18 protein-coding genes are annotated in these 17526 nt (G+C 72.5%); 2 read left to right on the forward strand and 16 right to left on the reverse strand.

The genetic code is table 11. The features are described from left to right. Nucleotides 1-17: 17 nt before the first annotated feature. The 11 genes from GA0070214_RS18900 to GA0070214_RS18950 form a co-directional block, all read right to left on the reverse strand. Nucleotides 18-434: an ATP-binding protein gene (locus GA0070214_RS18900; RefSeq protein ID WP_208602826.1), complete on the reverse strand. Its 417-nt coding sequence runs from the start codon at nucleotides 432-434 to the stop codon at nucleotides 18-20. Nucleotides 435-499: 65 nt separating this feature from the next. Next, on the reverse strand, nucleotides 500-1954 hold the full coding sequence (locus tag GA0070214_RS18905; RefSeq protein ID WP_091265205.1) for a sensor histidine kinase: 1455 nt from the start codon (nucleotides 1952-1954) through the stop codon (nucleotides 500-502). A gap of 76 nt (nucleotides 1955-2030) precedes the next feature. Continuing rightward, nucleotides 2031-2822 (reverse strand): glycerophosphodiester phosphodiesterase, encoded by a 792-nt coding sequence (locus GA0070214_RS18910; protein WP_091265209.1) that lies wholly within the window; start codon nucleotides 2820-2822, stop codon nucleotides 2031-2033. 14 nt (nucleotides 2823-2836) lie between these two features. Next, nucleotides 2837-3172, reverse strand: a complete 336-nt coding sequence (locus GA0070214_RS18915) for a rhodanese-like domain-containing protein (protein ID WP_091265213.1) — start codon at nucleotides 3170-3172, stop codon at nucleotides 2837-2839. A 28-nt stretch (nucleotides 3173-3200) separates the two neighbouring features. After that, complete coding sequence (locus GA0070214_RS18920) at nucleotides 3201-4118, reverse strand: LCP family protein (RefSeq protein WP_446686021.1); 918 nt, start codon at nucleotides 4116-4118, stop codon at nucleotides 3201-3203. A 208-nt stretch (nucleotides 4119-4326) separates the two neighbouring features. Then, on the reverse strand, nucleotides 4327-5538 hold the full coding sequence (locus tag GA0070214_RS18925; protein WP_091265222.1) for an LCP family protein: 1212 nt from the start codon (nucleotides 5536-5538) through the stop codon (nucleotides 4327-4329). 209 nt (nucleotides 5539-5747) lie between these two features. Next, a complete protein-coding gene (locus tag GA0070214_RS18930) occupies nucleotides 5748-6989 on the reverse strand; it encodes an LCP family protein (protein WP_091265226.1) in 1242 nt (413 codons plus the stop codon). 74 nt (nucleotides 6990-7063) lie between these two features. Continuing rightward, on the reverse strand, nucleotides 7064-8044 hold the full coding sequence (locus tag GA0070214_RS18935) for an NAD-dependent epimerase/dehydratase family protein (RefSeq protein ID WP_091265229.1): 981 nt from the start codon (nucleotides 8042-8044) through the stop codon (nucleotides 7064-7066). Nucleotides 8045-8115: 71 nt separating this feature from the next. Beyond that, a complete protein-coding gene (locus GA0070214_RS18940; protein ID WP_091265233.1) occupies nucleotides 8116-9789 on the reverse strand; it encodes a solute symporter family protein in 1674 nt (557 codons plus the stop codon). Continuing rightward, nucleotides 9767-10135 carry a DUF485 domain-containing protein gene (locus tag GA0070214_RS18945; protein WP_091265236.1) on the reverse strand — a complete coding sequence of 123 codons (369 nt, stop codon included), beginning with the start codon at nucleotides 10133-10135 and terminating at the stop codon, nucleotides 9767-9769. The genes GA0070214_RS18940 and GA0070214_RS18945 overlap by 23 nt, the downstream gene beginning before the upstream one ends. A gap of 159 nt (nucleotides 10136-10294) precedes the next feature. Then, nucleotides 10295-10912, reverse strand: a complete 618-nt coding sequence (locus GA0070214_RS18950) for a flavin reductase family protein (RefSeq protein WP_377463002.1) — start codon at nucleotides 10910-10912, stop codon at nucleotides 10295-10297. Between the two features lie 409 nt (nucleotides 10913-11321). Here GA0070214_RS18950 and GA0070214_RS18955 point away from each other — a divergent pair, with 409 nt between their 5' ends. Both GA0070214_RS18955 and GA0070214_RS18960 read left to right on the forward strand, forming a co-directional pair. After that, nucleotides 11322-12107: a helix-turn-helix domain-containing protein gene (locus GA0070214_RS18955; protein ID WP_091265243.1), complete on the forward strand. Its 786-nt coding sequence runs from the start codon at nucleotides 11322-11324 to the stop codon at nucleotides 12105-12107. Further along, on the forward strand, nucleotides 12104-12310 hold the full coding sequence (locus tag GA0070214_RS18960; RefSeq protein ID WP_091265246.1) for a DUF397 domain-containing protein: 207 nt from the start codon (nucleotides 12104-12106) through the stop codon (nucleotides 12308-12310). Before GA0070214_RS18955 ends, GA0070214_RS18960 begins: the two co-directional genes overlap by 4 nt. 18 nt (nucleotides 12311-12328) lie before the next feature. Here the strand turns inward: GA0070214_RS18960 and GA0070214_RS18965 are convergent, their stop codons facing one another. The 5 genes from GA0070214_RS18965 to GA0070214_RS18985 form a co-directional block, all read right to left on the reverse strand. Next, on the reverse strand, nucleotides 12329-12829 hold the full coding sequence (locus GA0070214_RS18965) for an SRPBCC family protein (RefSeq protein ID WP_091265249.1): 501 nt from the start codon (nucleotides 12827-12829) through the stop codon (nucleotides 12329-12331). Beyond that, complete coding sequence (locus GA0070214_RS18970; RefSeq protein WP_091265253.1) at nucleotides 12829-14532, reverse strand: ABC transporter permease; 1704 nt, start codon at nucleotides 14530-14532, stop codon at nucleotides 12829-12831. The genes GA0070214_RS18965 and GA0070214_RS18970 overlap by 1 nt, the downstream gene beginning before the upstream one ends. Further along, nucleotides 14511-15281 carry an ABC transporter ATP-binding protein gene (locus GA0070214_RS18975; RefSeq protein ID WP_091265257.1) on the reverse strand — a complete coding sequence of 257 codons (771 nt, stop codon included), beginning with the start codon at nucleotides 15279-15281 and terminating at the stop codon, nucleotides 14511-14513. The genes GA0070214_RS18970 and GA0070214_RS18975 overlap by 22 nt, the downstream gene beginning before the upstream one ends. 86 nt (nucleotides 15282-15367) lie before the next feature. Then, nucleotides 15368-17008 carry a sodium/solute symporter gene (locus tag GA0070214_RS18980; protein ID WP_091265261.1) on the reverse strand — a complete coding sequence of 547 codons (1641 nt, stop codon included), beginning with the start codon at nucleotides 17006-17008 and terminating at the stop codon, nucleotides 15368-15370. Next, nucleotides 17008-17454, reverse strand: coding sequence for a DUF485 domain-containing protein (locus GA0070214_RS18985; protein WP_091265265.1), 447 nt, complete (start codon nucleotides 17452-17454; stop codon nucleotides 17008-17010). Before GA0070214_RS18985 ends, GA0070214_RS18980 begins: the two co-directional genes overlap by 1 nt. Nucleotides 17455-17526: the final 72 nt, after the last annotated feature.

Genomic DNA, 17526 nt, shown 5'->3' on the forward strand with positions numbered 1-17526 from the left:
CCGCCTCCCCGGCCGGCTCAACCGGCCACGACCAGGTCCGGCCGGGTGGACCCGGCCGGGTCGAACTCGGCCCAGACGCTCTGGCCCAGGCCGTCGCGCTCGACCCCCCAGCGGCTGGCGAGCCCGGAGACGATGTGCAGGCCGCGCCCGTCGATGGCGTCCGGGGTGGCGACCCGCATCAGCGGGCCGGAGGCCGAACCGCCGTCGGTCACCCGGAGCTGGACGGTCTGCCCGCCGGCCGCCGCCCGCAGCCGCCAGGCCACCCGCACGACGCCCCCGGGCAGCGGGTCGGCGTGCCGCACGGCGTTGCCGACCAGCTCGGCGAGGACCGCCACCAGGTCGGCCAGGAGGGTCGGGGGCACGATGTCGGCCAGCTCGTCGGCGAGCCGGTGCCGGGCCAGGCGCGCGCCGGTGGCGTGGTGGGGCACCACCACGCACCACGATCGCTCGGCCGAACCCGTCCCCACCGCCGTTCCTTCCACCCCCGTGCGGGCCGGGTTCACCCCCGTGGCAGCCGCACCTCAGCGACGGTACCCCCACCGGCTCTCGGTCGGAGGGATACCCAGCCATTCTGCTGTTCAACGATCTGCCGGACGAGATAGAGCCCCAACCCGGCACCGGGGTAGCGGCGGCGGTCACCGGACTCCCCCTGCCAGAACCGGTCGAACGCCCGCTCGACGTGCTCGGGCCGGATGCCGATGCCCCGGTCGGCGACCCGGAAGGAGACCGTGCGCTCGTCCGCCTCGGCGCAGACCTCGATGGGGGTGTCCGGCAGCGAGTACTTGCCGGCGTTGGTGCCCAGCTCGGTGAGCACGGTGGCCAGGCTGTGCCGGTCGCCGAGCGCCTTGGGGAGGTCGGCCGGCAGGTCGAGGACCACCCGGTGCCGGACGTCCGCCGGCAGGTCGGGCACCGCCGCCCGGAGCGCGTCGGCCAGGTCGAACGGTGCGGCCGGTTCGCCGCCGGGGCGGTTCTCGGTGGCGGCGGTGAGCAGCCGGTCGACCAGCCGGGCCAGCTCGTTCGCGCGCTGCCCGATGATCCGGGCGGCCTGCCGCCGGTCGTCGTCGCTGAGCGACTCCCAGTGGTCGGTGAGGGTGTCCGCGTACCCCTTGATCACGGTGACCGGGGTGCGCAGCTCGTGACTGGTCACGGCGACGAAGAGGTCCCGGTCGTTGTCGCGCCGCTGCTGGTCCGTGATGTCGCGGAAGGTGACCACCCGCAACGCGCCCGGCCCGGGCAGCTCGCCCGAGGTGATCCGCAGCCAGCGGCCGTCCGCCAGCCGGTGGTCGAGGACCTGCCCGGACGGGGGGAGCGGGAACGGCAGCGGCCGGTTCAGCGCCTCACCGGCCGGCCGGCCGATCACCTGCGCGGCGGCCGGGTTCCAGAGCCGGACGTGGTGCTCGCGGTCCACCACGGCCAGGCCGTCGGCGAGCGCCGCCACCACCGGGCCGTCGCCGTGGACCGGCAGGCCGGTCTGGTCGCCGTACATGTGGGCGATGCAGGCGGCCACGTAGCCGACCACGGCGCGCTGGGAGGCGTCCAGCGGCTCGCCCTCCGGGTAGAAGGCGTGCAGGCTGCCCACCGTCAGGCCGCCGATCTCGGCGCGGCCCACGATCATCCGGCGCAGCCCGCGTGCGGTGAGTTCGTCGGCGGCCGCGCCGGGGATCGCGTCGACCCGGACCTCGCGCACCGGCGGGCCGGAGAGCAGGCAGACCGTGGCCGGGTCGGTGGCCGGCAGCGGGTGGCCGGTGGCGAACTCGGCGCTGCCGGTCGCCGCGATCACCCGGCCGCCGGTGGGGGCGAACTCCACGAACACCAGGCCGGCCGCGCCGATGGCGGGCTCCACCTCGCGGAGCAGCCGGGTGAGCACGGGCAGGCCGGACTCGCCCGAGTTGATCATCTTGATGACGCTGGTGTGGCCGGCGATGAGGGCGGGGAAGTCGGTTCGCTCCGGCATGTCCCGAGTGTGCCCCGCCGCCCGGTGCGTGGACACCCCCGGCCGGGCGACCGCACACCGGTCGGACCGGCCGGCCTCACCGGCCCAACCGGGCCAACGTGCGGGCGGGTCGGTCGGTGATCACCCCGTCGACCCCGGCGGCCAGCACCAGCTCCAAGTCGGCCGGCTCGTTCACCGTCCAGACGTAGACCTGGTTGCCGGCGGCCCGCAGCGCGGGGACGAGCTGCGGGCGGGCCCGGACCAGGCCGATCCCCGGGCCGGCGATCCGGGTGCCGAACGGCAGCCGGCCCAGCCGCAGCCAGCGCGGCAGCACCTCCAGCAGCAGCACCGTGGGCAGCGCCGGCGCGAGGTCCCGGATCCGGCGTACGGCCAGCGGCGAGAACGACATCACGGTCACCCGGACGGGGTCGTCCGGCCCGGGCTCGGCCAGGCCGTACCGGCGCAGCACGGTGACCAGGCGGCGCTCGACGTCCCGGCCGTAGCGGGACGGGTGCTTGGTCTCGATCAGCAGCCGGACCGGCCGGCCGGCGGCCAGCACCGCGTCGAGCAGCCGCTCCAGCGTGAGGAGCCGGGTGTGCGACTCGTCGAGCGGTTCGTCCCCCTCGACCGCGACCCCGCCGGGGTGCCACGAGCCGAAGTCGAGCTCCTCCAGCTCGGCGAGGGTGCGCGCGCTGACCAGCCCGTGACCGTTGCTGGTCCGGTCCAGCCGACGGTCGTGCACACAGACCAGGTGCCCGTCCCGGGTGAGCCGGACGTCGCACTCCAGCCCGTCCGCCCCCTCGTCGAGGGCGCGCAGGTAGGCGGCGAGCGTGTGCTCCGGCAGGTCGTACGACGCGCCGCGGTGCGCGAAGACCAGGGGGGTGGTCATGGCCGCGCCGCGCCTCAGGCGACCCGGCCCGGCTGCCCGTCGTCGGTGACCACCGGGCGGCCGGCGGCGGCCCACTCGCCCATCCCGCCCTCGACGTTGCGCACCTGGTCCCAGCCGTTGCGCATGAGGTAGGCGACCACCTGCGCGGACCGCCCGCCCGAGCGGCAGATCACGGCCACCTCGCGGTCGTCCGGCACGTCGGCGATCCGGGCGGGCAACTCGGTCATCGGCAGGTGGTGGGCGGCCGGCGCGTGGCCGGCGGCCCACTCGTCGTCCTCCCGGACGTCGAGCAGGTAGACGTCGTCGGGCACGGCCGACGCGGGCACGCTGGGAACCTGGGGTCCGAACACGGCTACCAAGCCTAGACGGCCGCCGCCGTCATAGCCGGGTGACCCAGCCGGGATGGGCCGCGGCCCACTCCGGCATGCGCGTGCCCCGCAGCGCGTCGAAGAGCCCGCCACCGCCGTTGTCCAGCACCACGTAGGAGACCTGGTCGATGGTCTGCGGGGAGGAGGGCACCTGGACCCCGTGCAGGGCGTCCGCGGGCAGCCCGCGGAGCGCGAAGAGCAGGTCCTCCAGGGGTACGCCGTTGCTGTCCAGGGTCAGCGCCCCGCCGACCGCCCGGAGCACCCGGTCCAGCTTCACGGGGTCGCTGCGCAGGTGGGTCTGGCCGGCCTTGTCCAGCACCGCGCGCAGCATCTGCTGCTGGTGCCGCTGCCGGTCGTAGTCGCCGCCCGGCAGGTCGTAGCGCTGCCGCACGTAGTCCAGCGTCCGGGCGCCGTCCATCTGCTGGCAGCCGGTGTCGAACTGGGTCTTCGTGTGGATCGACCGGACCGGCGTGTCCACGCACATCCGGATGCCGCCGAGCAGGTCGATGACCTGTTTGAAACCGGAGAAGTCGATCAGCGCGGCACCGTCGAAGCGCAGCCCGGTGAGCCGGGTCAGGGTGGCGCTGAGCAGCCGGGCCCCGGCAGCGCCACCGCCGCCGTGCTCGTACGCCGCGTTGACCTTGTCCTGGCCGCCGCCGAAGCCGGGCGCCGCCGGGATGGCGACCAGCAGGTCGCGCGGGACGGAGATCAGGTACGCCTGCCGCAGCCCGGCGGGCACGTGCACGATGAGGATGCTGTCGGAGCGCTGGTCCTCGGGGTTCGCGCCCGGCCGGTGGTCGGAGCCGATCAGCAGGTAGTTCAGCGGACCGGAGAGGTCGGTGCGCTTCTGCCGGGCCGACGCGTCGAGCAGTTGTTCCTTGGTGACCGTGCGGTCGTACCGGTTGGTGAGCCAGTGCAGCCCGGCCACGCCCAGGGTGGCGAGCAGGATCAGGGCGAGACCGGCGCCGAGCAGGAATCGGGACCAGCGGGCGGGTCGACCCCGCCCGCGCGCGTTCCGTGCTGGCCTGGACGTGACGTTCCCCCCGTGGTCGCGACATGAGACCCGCTCACGTCAGGCTACGGGGGGAAGCTCCCGGCGGTGCCGCTTTCGCGGCGGCTACCGGCCGGTCACCAGGTCATTTGCGGGTGGACAGGACGGTCGGGTTCGAGACCACAAAGTCCGCGAGCTTGTCGTTCTTGACCGCCTGGAACATCTGCATGGTCGTGTCGTTGAACTTCTCCCGGCCGTTGCCGGCGGTGCTGTAGGTGCCGCCGTTCGTCCGGAGGGTGACCAGGTCGTTCCCGCTGACGCCCTTGAGCGTGAAGATGAAGTTCGCGATCGGCACGCCGCCGGTGTCCAGGATGAAGGCCTTGCCGGCCGCCTTGATCAGCGCGTTCAGCTTGATCGGATTGGTCAGCATGCCCTTGTCGGTGGCCTTCTTGGCCATCGCCTTGATCAGCTGCTGCTGGTTCTGCTGGCGGTCGTAGTCGCTGTTCGGCAGGCCGTAGCGCTGGCGGGCGAAGTCGAGGGCCTCCCAGCCCTCCATCTCCTTGCAGCCCTTCTTGTGCACCACGGGGGTCATCGGCTTGCCGGTCTTCTTGGCGTCGGCGTTCCACATGGGCTTGCCGTCGACCATCATCATGTGGTGCGACTTGACCTCGTGGCTCACGCAGATGCGCACCGTGCCGAGGGCGTCGATCACGTTCTTGAAGCCGCCGAAGTTGATGATCGCGGCGCCGTCGAAGCTGATCCCGGTCATCGACTTGATGGTCTTGGCCATCAGCTGGGCGCCGCCCTCCCAGCCGCCACCGTTCTGCGCCCCGTGGAAGAACGCGGCGTTGATCTTGTCGGTGCCGCCCCGGTAGCCGCTCTTCTCGAACGACGGGATCTGCGCCTCCGTGTCCCGGGGAATGGAGATCAGGTAGGCCTGGTCGTGGGTGGCCGGGATGTGCAGGATGATGATCGTGTCCGACCGGACGTCGTCGGCGGCCCAACGCTGCCGGGCGTCCACGCCGAGCAGCAGCATGTCGATCGGGCCTTCGAGGCTGTTGCCGCCCTCGGCCTCGGTCTTGCCCGCCTCGCCGAGCAGGTTGCCCTGGTCGATGCTGCTGGTGGCCTGGCCGATGACCGCCTTGCTGCCGACGATCGCGACGCCGCTGGTCATCATGAGCACGGCGCCGAAGATCACGGTGAGCTTGGCCCAGAGCGGGTCCTTGCGCTTGGTGCGCTTCTTCCCGCCGCCGGGCCCGCGGCCGCCGTGGCCGGGCTGCGTGGGGATGATCGGGGGAACCCGCCCGGGTGATCCGGGCTCCAGTGACTGAGGGCGACGGCTGGTCTGGACCGGCATGCGTGCTCCAGCTCGGTGATCGGGGGCGGGACCACTGTACGTATCTGTTCCCGTTCTCGCGACCTCGTGCGAGGGCTATTCCCGTCAATCTCGGCCAATGGCGCAGGGTTGTGCCCGAACGGCCAATTGAAAAGATCCGGTCGGCGGTTGGCCCACCGTGGGACGAGCCTTGACCGCCGACCGGAATACGTTGCCGCGCCGGGCCGGCGTCAGCCGCCGCTCCCGTCGCTGTCCGTCTTCTGGTTGGCCTTCACCCAGTCGGCCATCGTGTCCGCGGCGATGGCCTTGTACATGGCCAGCGCCTTCTCCCGGTCGGAGACCACCACCGACTGGCCGTCGATGGTCTGGCCGCCGAGGTTCGGGCTGGTGACGAAGGTCAGGTTCTCCCCGCGCAGGCTCCGGAACTGCAGTGCCATGTCGGTCAACGAGAATCCCTGGTCGACCGTGACGGCGGCGGTGACCGCCTTGAGGAAATCGTTGAGCTTCTTGGGGTTGGTCAATGTCCCCGTGCTGGCCGCCTTGTCCATCAGCGCCTTGAGGAACTCCTGCTGGTGACGCATCCGGGCGAAGTCGCCGTCGGGGAACTGCTTGCGCTGCCGGACCCAGTCCAGGGCCTCGGCGCCGTTCATGTGGTTCACGCCCTTGGTGAACGTCCGGTACGGCTTGTGGATGGAGGTGATCGTCCGCTCCACCTTGAGGTCCACCCCGCCGAGGGCGTCGGTGACCTCCTTGAAGCCGGCGAAGTCGATGGCCATGACGTGGTCGATCCGGACGTCGCTGAAGCACTCCACCGTCTTCACGGCGAGCGGCAGGCCGCCGAACGCGAAGGCCGCGTTGATCTTGTTGCGCGAGCCCGAGTCGCAGGACGCGCCCGCGCTCTCCGGGATCGGCACGTAGAGGTCGCGCGGGATGGAGACCAGGTAGGCCTGCTTGTGGTCGGCCGGGATGTGCATGACGATCAGCGTGTCCGCCCGCCACTTGCCGGCGGCGTCGACCTCGGCGTCCGGGTCCCGCGAGTCGCTGCCGACCAGCAGGATGTTCAACGCGCCGTCGACCTGCTTGGCCGGCCGGCCCCCGGTGATCTGGGAGAAGGGGTCGGTCCGGGCCAGGTCGCCGTTGAGGTTGCGGGCGTAGAGCCAGGCGCCCGCGCCGCCGAGCAGCGCGAGCACCAGCACCGCGACACCGGCCACCAGGCCGATGCGTCCCCAGCGCGGTCGCGGGCCCCGCCGGCCCGGGCCGCCGGAGCCGCCGCCCGGCCCGTCCGGTCCGGTCGGTCCGCCCGGACCGCCGGGACCGCCCGGGCGCGGCTCGTCGGCCGAGGGGTACCAGCGCGAATCGGTCGCGCGGACACGCCCGGTGGTGCCCCGGCCGGAGCCGGGCACCTGGGCGCGGCCCGCGCTCCGGCTCAGGGGTGCGGGGAACGGGACGCCGGCAGACGGGGTCGCTGACATGTAACCGAGGGTAGGTCGGGCGAGCCACCGTCGCCCTGAGGCGCAGCCGGGTGTCAGCCTCCTCCCAGGGGGAGTCAGTACCCTAGCCGGCCGCGGAAGTACTCGATCGTGCGTCGGAGGCCGTCTTCGGGCGTGACGGTGGGTTCGTATCCCAGCAGCTCACGGGCGAGGGTGAGATCGGGCCGCCGCTTCTCCGGATCGTCCGCCGCGCGGGTGATGTAGCTCACCTCGGAGCTGCTTCCGGTGAGTGACACGATCGTCTCGGCCAGTTGCCGCATCGACATCTCGTGCTCGGTGCCGCAGTTGATCGGGCCGGTCTCGGTCGAGTCGAGCAGCAGCAGGATGCCGCGCACCAGGTCGTCGACGTAGCAGATCGACCGGGTCTGGTTGCCGGTGCCGTGCACGGTGATCGGCTCGCCGCGCAGCGCCTGGGAGACGAAGGTCGGGATGGCCCGGCCGTCGTCCGGCCGCATCCGCGGGCCGTACGTGTTGAAGATCCGGACGATCGCGGTGTCGGTGCCCCGGCTGCGGTGGTAGGCCATGGTGGCCGCCTCCGAGAAGCGCTTGGCCTCGTCGTAGACGCTCCGGATGCCGATGGGGTTGACGTTGCCCCAGTACGTCTCGCGCTGCGGGTGCTCCTTCGGGTCCCCGTACGCCTCGGAGGTGGAGGCCATCAGGAACCGGGCGCCGTCGGCGGTGGCCCGCTCCAGCAGGTGCAGGGTGGCCACCGAGCCGACCCGCAAAATCTCCACCGGCAGCTTCTCGAAGTCGGTGGGGCTCGCCGGGGAGGCCATGTGCAGGATCGCGTCGAACCGCTCGGCCATCGCCGGGTGGTCCGTGGGCAGCCCCTCGGAGATGTCCGCCTCGACCAGCGTGAAGGTCGGCCTCTCGAGGAGGTGCGCGATGTTGTCCTTGGAGCCGGTGACGAAGTTGTCCAGCACCACGACCGTGCAGCCGCGCTCGATGAGCCGGTCGACCAGGTGGGACGGGACGAACCCGGCGCCGCCGGTGACGAGGATGCGATGTCCGGAGCCGAAGCGGGGAGCGACCTTCATGCCGGCCAGCCTACTCAAGCCGGTGGGCCGGAGCCGCCTGCGGCTCCGGCCCACCGGGTGGGGGGTGTCGGTCAGTGCGCGCCCGCGCCGGTGAGCGAGCGCACCTCCAGCTCGGCGTACTTGTCCTCGTCGTGCTCCTTCGACACCAGGGTGCCGATCCAGCCGCAGAGGAAGCCGATCGGGATCGAGATGATGCCCGGGTTCGACAGCGGGAACCAGTGCCAGTCGTGGTCGGGGAACATGGCCGTCGGCGCCCCGGAGACCACCGGGGAGAAGAAGACCAGCACCACGGCGGCGAGCAGGCCGCCGTAGATGGCCCACACCGCTCCGGAGGTGTTGAACCGCTTCCAGAACAGGCTGTAGAGGATCGCCGGCAGGTTGCCGGAGGCGGCGACGGCGAAGGCCAGCGCCACCAGGAACGCCACGTTCAGGCTCTGCGCGAAGATCGACAGCACGATGGAGATCGCGCCGATCACCAGGGCGGAGATCCGGGCGACGTTCACCTCCTGCCGCTCGGACGCCTGGCCGTTCTTCACCACGTTGGCGTAGAAGTCGTGCGCCAGGCTGGACGACGACGCCAGGGTGAGCCCGGCGACCACCGCCAGGATCGTGGCGAAGGCGACCGCCGCGATGATCGCGAGCAGCGTCGCCCCGCCCAGGTCCCCGCCGAGGAAGTCGATGCCGAGCGCCTCGGCGAGCTGCGGAGCGGCCGTGTTGCCGGCCTTGTCCTGCGCGGTGATCGCCTGGCCACCGACCAGCGCCGCCGCACCGAAGCCGAGGGCGAGGGTGAGCAGGTAGAAGGTGCCGATGATGCCGATCGCCCAGAGCACGCTCTTCCGGGCCGCCCTCGCGGTCGGCACGGTGTAGAAGCGGATCAGGATGTGCGGCAGGCCGGCGGTGCCGAGCACCAGCGCGATGCCCAGCGAGAGCAGGTCCATCTTGCTGTAGAAGGTCTTCAGCGCGTCGCCCGGTGTCTCCACGCCGTAGCGCAACCCGGGTTCGAGGAAGGCCGCGCCCTTGCCGGACTGCTCGGCGGCGTCACCGAGCAGCGACGACAGGTTGAACTTGTAGTGCGCCAGCACCAGCAGGGTCATGACGATCGCGCCGGTCATCAGCAGGAACGCCTTGACGATCTGGACGTACGTCGTGCCCTTCATCCCGCCGACCGTGACGTAGATGATCATCAGGGCGCCGACCAGGATGATCGTGGCCACCTTGGCGGTGTCCGCGTCCATGCCGAGGAAGGTCGTGCCCGGCTTGATGCCGAGCAGCAGGGCGACCAGCGCGCCCGCGCCGACCATCTGGGCCAGCAGGTAGAAGATCGACACCGTGATGGTGGAGACCGCGGCCGCGGTCCGGACCGGGCGCTGGCGCATCCGGAACGCCAGCACGTCGGCCATCGTGTACCGGCCGGAGTTGCGCAGCAGTTCGGCGACGAGCAGCAGGGCCACCAGCCAGGCGACCAGGAAGCCGATCGAGTAGAGGAAGCCGTCGTAGCCGTACAGGGCGATGAGGCCGGCGATGCCCAGGAAGGACGCCGCCGACATGTAGTCGCCGCCGATGGCCATGCCGTTCTGGAAACCGGAGAAGGACCGGCCGCCGGCGTAGAAGTCGGTGGCGGTCTTGGTCTGCCGGCTGGCCCAGACCGTGATGGCCAGCGTGATGGCCACGAAGACCAGGAAGAGCGTGATGGTGAGGTTGCGGGCGGTGGTGTCGCCCGCCTCAGCCGCGAGGACCGTGCTCATGGGTCACCTCCCCCATCTCGGCGCGGATCCGGTCGGCGACCGGGTCGATCTTCCGGTCGGCGAACCGCGAGTAGAGCCAGGCGATGACGAACGTGGAGACGAACTGGAGCAGGCCGAAGACCAGGGCGACGTTGATGTTGCCGACCAGCTTCGTCCCCATGAAGCCCCGCGCGTACGCGGAGAGGATGACGTAGAGCGCGTACCACAGGAAGAACGCGACGGTCATCGGGAAGACGAAGCCGCGCAGCGCGCGCCGCAACCCGGCGAACTCGTCCGACCGCTGGACGGCGAGGTACCGTTCCGCCGCCGACTCGGCGGGTGCGGACGCGGGTGTGTCCGTGGACATCTGTGGATCACCACCTTCGCAGGCGTGGGGAGTTTTCGCGCACGGTAGAGAGCGCGCTCCCCGCCGGGGAAGGCTCGGATCGGCCGTGGTCGACGGTTGCGCCGAACGGCACTCCGGCTGCGCCGAGTGACCCAGGTCACTCCGCTCACCGGTCGGTGGTCAGTCGGTCAGCCCGCGGTAACGGCCCCGGTAGTGCAGCAGCGGCGTGGTCTCCTCGGCCAGGTCGACCGTCTCGACGGTGGCCTCGACCAGCAGGCCCCAGCCGTACTCCCGGGCGGTGTCGAGCCGGCAGCCGGCCCACCCGCCGGCGTCGGCGGGCACCGGCCCGTAGGGGGTCTCGGTCCAGGAGTCGAGGGCGAAGAGCCCGCCCGGGGACGGGAAGAGGCCGGCGAACCGGTCGGCGAGCTGGCGGTGCTGCGGGCCGAGCGGTGCGACCGCGAACCGGCCCGCCTCCTCGACCGCCGCCCACAGGTCCGACTCCGGGTCGACGAGCCCGAGCAGCCGGTCCGGCTCCCCCTCGGCCACCAGGGTGGACGAGACGGTCAGCCCGGCCGGGCCGGGCGCGGTCCAGAGCGTCACCGGGGCAGCCAGCCGGCCCCGCAGGCGGCGGACCGGGGAGCGCTGCCCGGCCGGCACGGCGAACGGGTCGGTGTGGTGGATCTCGGCGCCCGGCTCATGATTCACGTGAAACATTGTGCCGCCCCGCCCCCGCGCCCACCCCAGGAAGCGGTCGTGCAGGTCGCGGCCACCGGAAAGCTGCTCGCCGGCCTCCGCCATCAGCCGACCCAGGTAGAGCAGCAGCGCGGTCCGGTCGGTCCGGTACTCCGCCAGCAGCGTGAGCCGTGCCGGCTGGCAGGGCCAGTGCGCCCCGCACGCCCGACACCGCCACAGGGGCCGCATCGGTACGTGCGCCGGGCGCGGCCTCTTCCAGATCTTGGACGAATTGAGCCCCTCTGGGGGCCGTTTCCGTCCAAGATCCCTGCGGTCGTTCCCCATCAGCGCCTCCCCGGATGAGGGTCGCCCCGGCCGGGGGATGGCCGGGGCGACCTGCCGCAGGACCGGCCGCCGGGTCGTCGCCTCCACCGGCCGGGCCGCGTATCTCCACCCTGGACTCGGCGGGATCGGCGCGGGAGGATGCCAGGGCTTACTACGCAGCGCAGTCACGTACTTACCGGGGACGTAAGGGATGGACATCGAGATGTGGATCCGGGCGCTCAAGGCCGCCCGGTCGGGTGCGGACGTCTCCCAGGAAGGGCTGGCCGCGCTGATCAAGTGGAGCCCGTCGACGGTGGCCGCAATCGAGACCGGGCGGCGCCGGCCGACCATGGAGTTCGCTGTCGCCGCCGACCAGGCCCTCGGCACGGGCGGCCTCCTCGCCAGCCTGATCAAAAAGGACGAGGAAAGGAGTGGGCCAACGTCGTTCGAGCCCTGGCCCGGCTACGAGCAACGTGCCAACCGGTTGTGCAACTTCGAGCCATGCCTGGTCCCTGGCCTACTGCAGACCGAGGAGTACGCGCGAGCGGTCTTCTCGGCGGGCGGCCTGTACAACAGTGATCGAGTCGAGGAGCTCGTGAGCTTCCGGATGAGCCGGCAGAGGTTGTTCCACCGGGATGATGCACCCGAGTGCGTCTTTGTCATCGATGAAAGCGCCTTGCAGCGCCGAGTCGGCGGCCCGGCCGTGATGGACCGCCAGCTTGGCCACCTGCTGGAATCAGCCGAGCTGCCGCAGGTGCGGCTGCACATCCTTCCGTTGGAGGTCGGTGCGCACCCCTCAATGGGAGGCGGATTCGCGCTCGCACAGCTACCTGGCGACGATCGTCTGCTCTGCCTCGACAACGCCGCTCGCGGCCAGATCGCGGACTATCCGGAATGGATAAGCTGGGTGCAGCGGAAGTGGGAGCGTCTCCTCGCCGAGTCGCTCGGTGCGAGCGCCTCCATCGAAGTGATCAACAAGCTGAGGGTGACGTCATGACCAGTGTCCTGCCCCGCTGGCGCAAGTCGACCCGTTCTGACAATGACGGCAACTGTGTCGAGGTGGCGGGCGATCTGCCCGGGGTGGTGCTGGTGCGGGACAGCAAGGATCCGTCCGGCCCGACTCTCACGTTCACTCCCGACGCCTGGCGCGCCTTCGTGAGCGCGGGCGCCCCGATCCTGGCGACTTTCCGTTCGAGGTGAACGGCAGGTCGCCAAGAGCTACCGCCGGCGCTCCGGAGGCAGGGAGCGGCGGGCGGCGGCCAGCACCTCCGGGTCGGCGCAGCCCGCGGCGTACCCGGCGATCCGGCGCCGGATGTCCCGGCGGAGCAGCCAGACGCCGATCCGCTCGGCGACCGGGCGCAGGAACGCCGGGCGGCACCGGAAGTTGTACCGCCAGGTGGCCAGGGTCGTTCCCGGCTCGGGGCCCGGCGCGAACCGCCAGCCGCCGCCGAACCGCTCGAAGAACCAGGGTCCCCGGACCATCTTCATGCCCACGTTCGTGGGCGGCGCCCAGGAGACGTACTCGCTGACCATGACCAGGCCGTGCCGGGACCGGGTGAAGGTGCGGACGCCCCGGCCGGGCCGGATCGCCCCGTCCACGAAGTGCTGCTCCCGGACGAACGGGTCCCAGCGGTAGCGGACCGGTGCCACGGTCTGCGACACCGCGAAGGCCAGCTCCGGGGGGACCGGAACGGTGGCCACCGCCTCCACGACGGGCATCAGCGCCTCGGGGTGACGGCGGCCAGCAGTTCCGGCTGGCGGCGGTCCAGCGCGTCCCCGGCCAGGTACGCGCCGAGCAGCGCGGCACCCAGCCCGTACGCCAGGCCGACCGGCAGGGCCAGCCAGAGCCAGACGTCGCCGAGCAGCGCGGCCGCCACCACCAGCGGCACGGCGGCCGCCGCCGAGGCCACCATGGACACCAGGGCGTACAGGCTCCTCGCCATCCCGGCGCCGGTGTTCATGGCGAACGGGTTGCTGGTCTCCGGCAGCGAGTAGGCGCCGAGCACCGAGACGGTGGCGTTGATGGCCAGCCCGCAGCCGTACGCGGCGAGCAGGCCACCGGCCATCACGCCCAGCCAGCCGGGCCGCCCGAGCACGACGGCCAGCACCACGGCGACCGCGCCGAGGATCGGCACCACGTAGAGCGAGAACGCGACCATCCGCGCCTGCAGCTCGACCCGCCCCGGCACGCCGGCCACCACGTTGGCCGCGTACGCGCTGCCGTCGAAACCGAACTGGTTGGCCAGCGTCACCGAGGCGAGCACCCCGACGAAGACCATCGAGAGGCTGACCAGCACCGGGGACGAGTTGGCCGTGGCCTCGCCGAACGCGGCGCCGCCGTCGGTGGCCAGCCGGGAGCCGCCCAGGTTGACCATCACCGGCACGAAGATGCCGACCACCGCCACGGTGATCAGGTTGGCCCGCCGCCGGGCGTCCCGCCACCAGTAGCGGCACTCCCGCGCCACCAGCGCGCCGAACCGGTCCCGCCGAGCCCAGCCGACAGCCCGGGGAAAGAGCTGCCCGACCGCCGCGCCGGCCACCGTGCCGCGCCGGTCCCGGGACGGCCCGGAACTCACCGCGCCCACCATCGCCGACTCCAGCGACCGCGACCACCACAGCAGGAGTACGCCGATCGCCGCCACGGTGATCAGCAGCTTCAGCCCGCCCGCGGCGGCGTGCCCCTCGGCCACCTCGACGCCGGCGGTCCAGGGTGCCCCGAACGGCGTCCAGCCGACCACCCGGGCCACCCCGGTCAGCCGGTCCCAGTCGGCCTGCTGGACCGCCCCGAGCACCAGCAGCTGCAGCGGGCCGAGCAGGGCGGCGACCACCGCCAGCAGCACGGCGGCCAGGTCGCGTACCCGGCGGGAGCGGAGCATGGTGGCGAAGGCGCTGGTCACCGCGCGGGCGGCGGCCACGCAGAGCAGCACGCCGAGGAGCACCCCGAGCAGCCCGACCAGCGCGGCGGGCCAGCCGCCCAGCGCGCCGGCGGTGACCACCAGCCCGGTGACCGCGAGCAGGGTCGACAGCACCGGGACGCTGACCAGGGCCGCCGCGAACAGGCCGGTGACCAGGGTGCGGCGGGACAGCGGGAGCAGCGCGAAGCGGGCCGGGTCCAGGGTCTCGTCCACGCCGAAGAAGACCAGCGGCAGCAGCACCCAGCCGAGGGTGAGCAGGCCGCCGCCGAAGGCGGCGGTCATCAGCGCGTAGCGGGACTCGCCGGCCAGGCCGGGCGCGGCGAGTCCGAAGAAGCCGCCGACGGCGAACCAGAGCCCGAACAGCACGCCGCCCACGAACAGCGCGATCCGCCACCCCTGCCCGCGGAAGTTGTTGCCCAGCACCCGCAGCTTGAGCCGGACGAAGTGCCGGGGCGAGACGGCCCGGGCCGGCCGCTCCGCGGCGGTCAGCGTCGCCGGGACAGCCACGACAGCTCCTCGCCCGTCGCGGTCCGCCCGCCGACCACCTCGACGAAGACCTCCTCCAGCGACCGCTCGCCGCGGACCTCGGCGAGCGTGCCGACCCGCTTGATCCGGCCGTCGGCCAGGATCGCCACGTGCGAGCAGAGCCGCTCGACGACCTCCATGACGTGGCTGGAGAAGATCACCGTGCCGCCGCCCACGACGTAGCGGTGCAGGATGTCCCGGATCAGGGCCGCGGAGACCGGGTCGACCGCCTCGAACGGCTCGTCCAGCACGAGCAGCCGGGGGCCGTGCAGCAGCGCGCAGGCCAGACCGATCTTCTTCTTCATGCCGGCCGAGTAGTCGACCACCAGGGTGCGGCCGGCGTCGGAGAGCGCCAGCACGTCGAGCAGTTCCGCCGCGCGCTGGTCGACCACCGCCGGGTCCATGCCCCGCAGCAGGCCGTGGTAGGCCAGCAACTCGGCGCCGCTGAGGCGGTCGAAGAGGCGTACCCCGTCGGGCATCACGCCGAGCAGCCCCTTGGCGCCAACCGGATCGGCCCAGACGTCGTGCCCGAGCACCCGGGCCTGGCCGGCGTCGGGCCGCAGCAGGCCGACCGCCATGGAGAGGGTGGTGGTCTTGCCGGCCCCGTTCGGGCCCAGCAGCCCGTAGAACGAGCCGGTCGGCACGTCGAGGTCGACGCCGGCGACCGCGACCTTGGTGTCGAACCGCTTGGCCAGGCCACGGAGGGACAGCGCCGGGTGCTGATCGGTCATGCCCCCGACCGTAGCCCGCCCCGGCCAGTGGAAGATCCGGCCGGAGGAGGATCTTCCCGTCCCCCCTCAGCCGTACGGCCGTCCCGCTAGAGGCGCAGGGACTCCGGGGTGTGCAGGCGGAGCATCGTGACGCCGACGTCCCGGGGCAGCCGCCGCCGGGTGGCCATCGACACCGCCACCATCACGGTGAACGCCAGCGGCACCGTCCACGCGGCCGGCTGGGTGGTGAGCGTGGCCGGCCAGCCGGACAGCGGCGGGCCGAGCACGGTGAGCAGCACCGCGCCGATCGCGGCGCCGCCACCGACCAGCACCCCGGCGGCGGCGCCCAGGTCGGTCAGGCCGCGCCACCAGATGCCCAGCACCAGCAGCGGGCAGAAGCTCGACGCGGCCACGGCGAAGGCCAGCCCGACCACCTGGGAGACGTCCAGCCCGGAGACGTTCAACGCGAGCACCGCCGGCACCCCACCGGCGATCACCGTGGCCAGCCGGAAGCCGCGCACCGAGCCGCGGCCGAGGACGTCGGTGGAGATCACCCCGGCGACGCTGGTCAGCAGGCCGGAGGAGGTGGAGAGGAAGGCCGCGAACGCGCCCGCGGCGACCAGCGCGGCGAGCAGCCGGCCGGTGGTGCCGTCGCCCAGCGCCGCCCCGGGCAGGAGCACCACGACGGCGTCGGTCTGCCCGGTGACCAGTAACTGCGGCGTGTAGATCCGGCCCAGCACGCCGTAGATCGTGGGCAGCAGGTAGAAGACGCCGACCAGGGCCAGCACCACCAGGGTGGTGCGCCGGGCGGCGGCCCCGTCGGGGTTGGTGTAGAAGCGCACCAGCACGTGCGGTAGCCCCATGGTGCCGAGGAAGGTGGCCAGGATCAGCGAGTACGTGCCGAACAGCCCCCGGTCGTCGTCGCCGGCCGTGTCGGGCAGCAGCCAGTCGGTGGCGGCGGTGGCCGCGCCGGATACCTCGGGCACCGGGTCGCCGGCCGCGAAGTCGAGACGGTCGCCGGGGCGTACCTCCCGGGTGTCGCCGTCGGGCAGCGTGAGCGTCGCGCGGTGCTCGACCACGACGGTGGTCGCGGTCCGGAACGCCGGCCCGTCGGGCGGGGTCACCGCCGGGCGGGCGTCGGCCTGCCACTGCAACGCCAGGAAGATCGCGGGTACGGCGAGCGCGGTGAGCTTCAACCAGTACTGGAAGGCCTGCACGAAGGTGATGGCCCGCATCCCGCCGAGCGCCACGTTCGCGGTCACCACCACGGCCACCAGCAGCGCACCAACCGGATAGGGCGAGCCGGCCACCGTGGCCAGGGTCAGCCCGGCCCCCTGGAGTTGCGGCACCAGGTAGAGCCAGCCGATGAAGATCACGAAGACGGTGGCCAGCTTCCGCAGGCGCCGCGAGCCGAGCCGCACCTCGCAGAAGTCGGGCAGCGTGAACGCACCGGAACGGCGCAGCGGAGCCGCCACGAAGAGCAGCAGCGCCAGGTAGCCGGCGGCGAAGCCGACCGGGTACCAGAGCACGTCGACGCCGTACTTGAGGATCAGCCCGGCCACGCCGAGGAAGCTCGCCGCCGACAGGTACTCCCCGCCGATCGCGGCGGCGTTCCAGGTGGGGCTGACGGCCCGGGAGGCGACCAGGAAGTCGGAGGTGGTCCGGGCCAGCCGCAGCCCGTAGAAGCCGATCCCGACGGTGACCAGGGTGACCGCCACGATCGCGGGGACCACGTAGTCGTTGCCCATCAGCGCTCCGGCCGCTGGACCAGGTCGGTGAAGTCCTGCTCGTTGCGTTCCGCCAGCCGCACGTAGGCCCAGCCGACCCCGATGAGGAACGGGAAGGCGGCCACCCCGAGCAGCAGCCAGGGCAGGTTGACGCCGAGCACGGTGACCCGGCCGACCGAGGGCGCGATGGCGAAGAGCCAGGGCAGGCCGCCCAGCCCGATCAGCACCAGCACGCTGAGCCGCAGGGCCAGCGAGAGCTGGGCCCGCATGAGGCCCTGGACCAGCGTCTCGCCGACCCGGGTCTGCTGGGTCAGCTCCGAGCGGGTGCGCTCGGCGCGGGTGCGCGGGCGGGTGACCTCGGCCAGCACGACGCGGGTCCGCCGGGGCGGCTGCGGTGCGCGCGGGGCGGGGACCGGAGCCGCCCGCTCGGGCCGCCCCGGGACGTCCTGCTCCTCCGCTCCGGTCATCCCCGGCAGTCTCGCCTGATCAGCGGGAATGTCAAGGGTGCCGGGGACGGCCCTGTGCACAACTTGTGGATA

The sequence above is a fragment of the Micromonospora chaiyaphumensis genome (genome assembly GCF_900091435.1).
Classification (GTDB): domain Bacteria; phylum Actinomycetota; class Actinomycetes; order Mycobacteriales; family Micromonosporaceae; genus Micromonospora; species Micromonospora chaiyaphumensis.

What these genes read in the sequence shown, in the direction of transcription:
- GA0070214_RS18980 (WP_091265261.1), bottom strand. Translation starts at nt 17,008, where the DNA reads ATGGGCAACGACTACGTGGTCCCCGCGATCGTGGCGGTCACCCTGGTC.
- GA0070214_RS18975 (WP_091265257.1), bottom strand. Translation starts at nt 15,281, where the DNA reads ATGACCGATCAGCACCCGGCGCTGTCCCTCCGTGGCCTGGCCAAGCGG.
- GA0070214_RS18930 (WP_091265226.1), bottom strand. Translation starts at nt 6,989, where the DNA reads ATGTCAGCGACCCCGTCTGCCGGCGTCCCGTTCCCCGCACCCCTGAGC.
- GA0070214_RS18955 (WP_091265243.1), top strand. Translation starts at nt 11,322, where the DNA reads ATGGACATCGAGATGTGGATCCGGGCGCTCAAGGCCGCCCGGTCGGGT.
- GA0070214_RS18925 (WP_091265222.1), bottom strand. Translation starts at nt 5,538, where the DNA reads ATGCCGGTCCAGACCAGCCGTCGCCCTCAGTCACTGGAGCCCGGATCA.
- GA0070214_RS18950 (WP_377463002.1), bottom strand. Translation starts at nt 10,912, where the DNA reads ATGGCGGAGGCCGGCGAGCAGCTTTCCGGTGGCCGCGACCTGCACGAC.
- GA0070214_RS18935 (WP_091265229.1), bottom strand. Translation starts at nt 8,044, where the DNA reads ATGAAGGTCGCTCCCCGCTTCGGCTCCGGACATCGCATCCTCGTCACC.
- GA0070214_RS18905 (WP_091265205.1), bottom strand. Translation starts at nt 1,954, where the DNA reads ATGCCGGAGCGAACCGACTTCCCCGCCCTCATCGCCGGCCACACCAGC.
- GA0070214_RS18960 (WP_091265246.1), top strand. Translation starts at nt 12,104, where the DNA reads ATGACCAGTGTCCTGCCCCGCTGGCGCAAGTCGACCCGTTCTGACAAT.
- GA0070214_RS18910 (WP_091265209.1), bottom strand. Translation starts at nt 2,822, where the DNA reads ATGACCACCCCCCTGGTCTTCGCGCACCGCGGCGCGTCGTACGACCTG.
- GA0070214_RS18985 (WP_091265265.1), bottom strand. Translation starts at nt 17,454, where the DNA reads ATGACCGGAGCGGAGGAGCAGGACGTCCCGGGGCGGCCCGAGCGGGCG.
- GA0070214_RS18965 (WP_091265249.1), bottom strand. Translation starts at nt 12,829, where the DNA reads ATGCCCGTCGTGGAGGCGGTGGCCACCGTTCCGGTCCCCCCGGAGCTG.
- GA0070214_RS18940 (WP_091265233.1), bottom strand. Translation starts at nt 9,789, where the DNA reads ATGAGCACGGTCCTCGCGGCTGAGGCGGGCGACACCACCGCCCGCAAC.
- GA0070214_RS18945 (WP_091265236.1), bottom strand. Translation starts at nt 10,135, where the DNA reads ATGTCCACGGACACACCCGCGTCCGCACCCGCCGAGTCGGCGGCGGAA.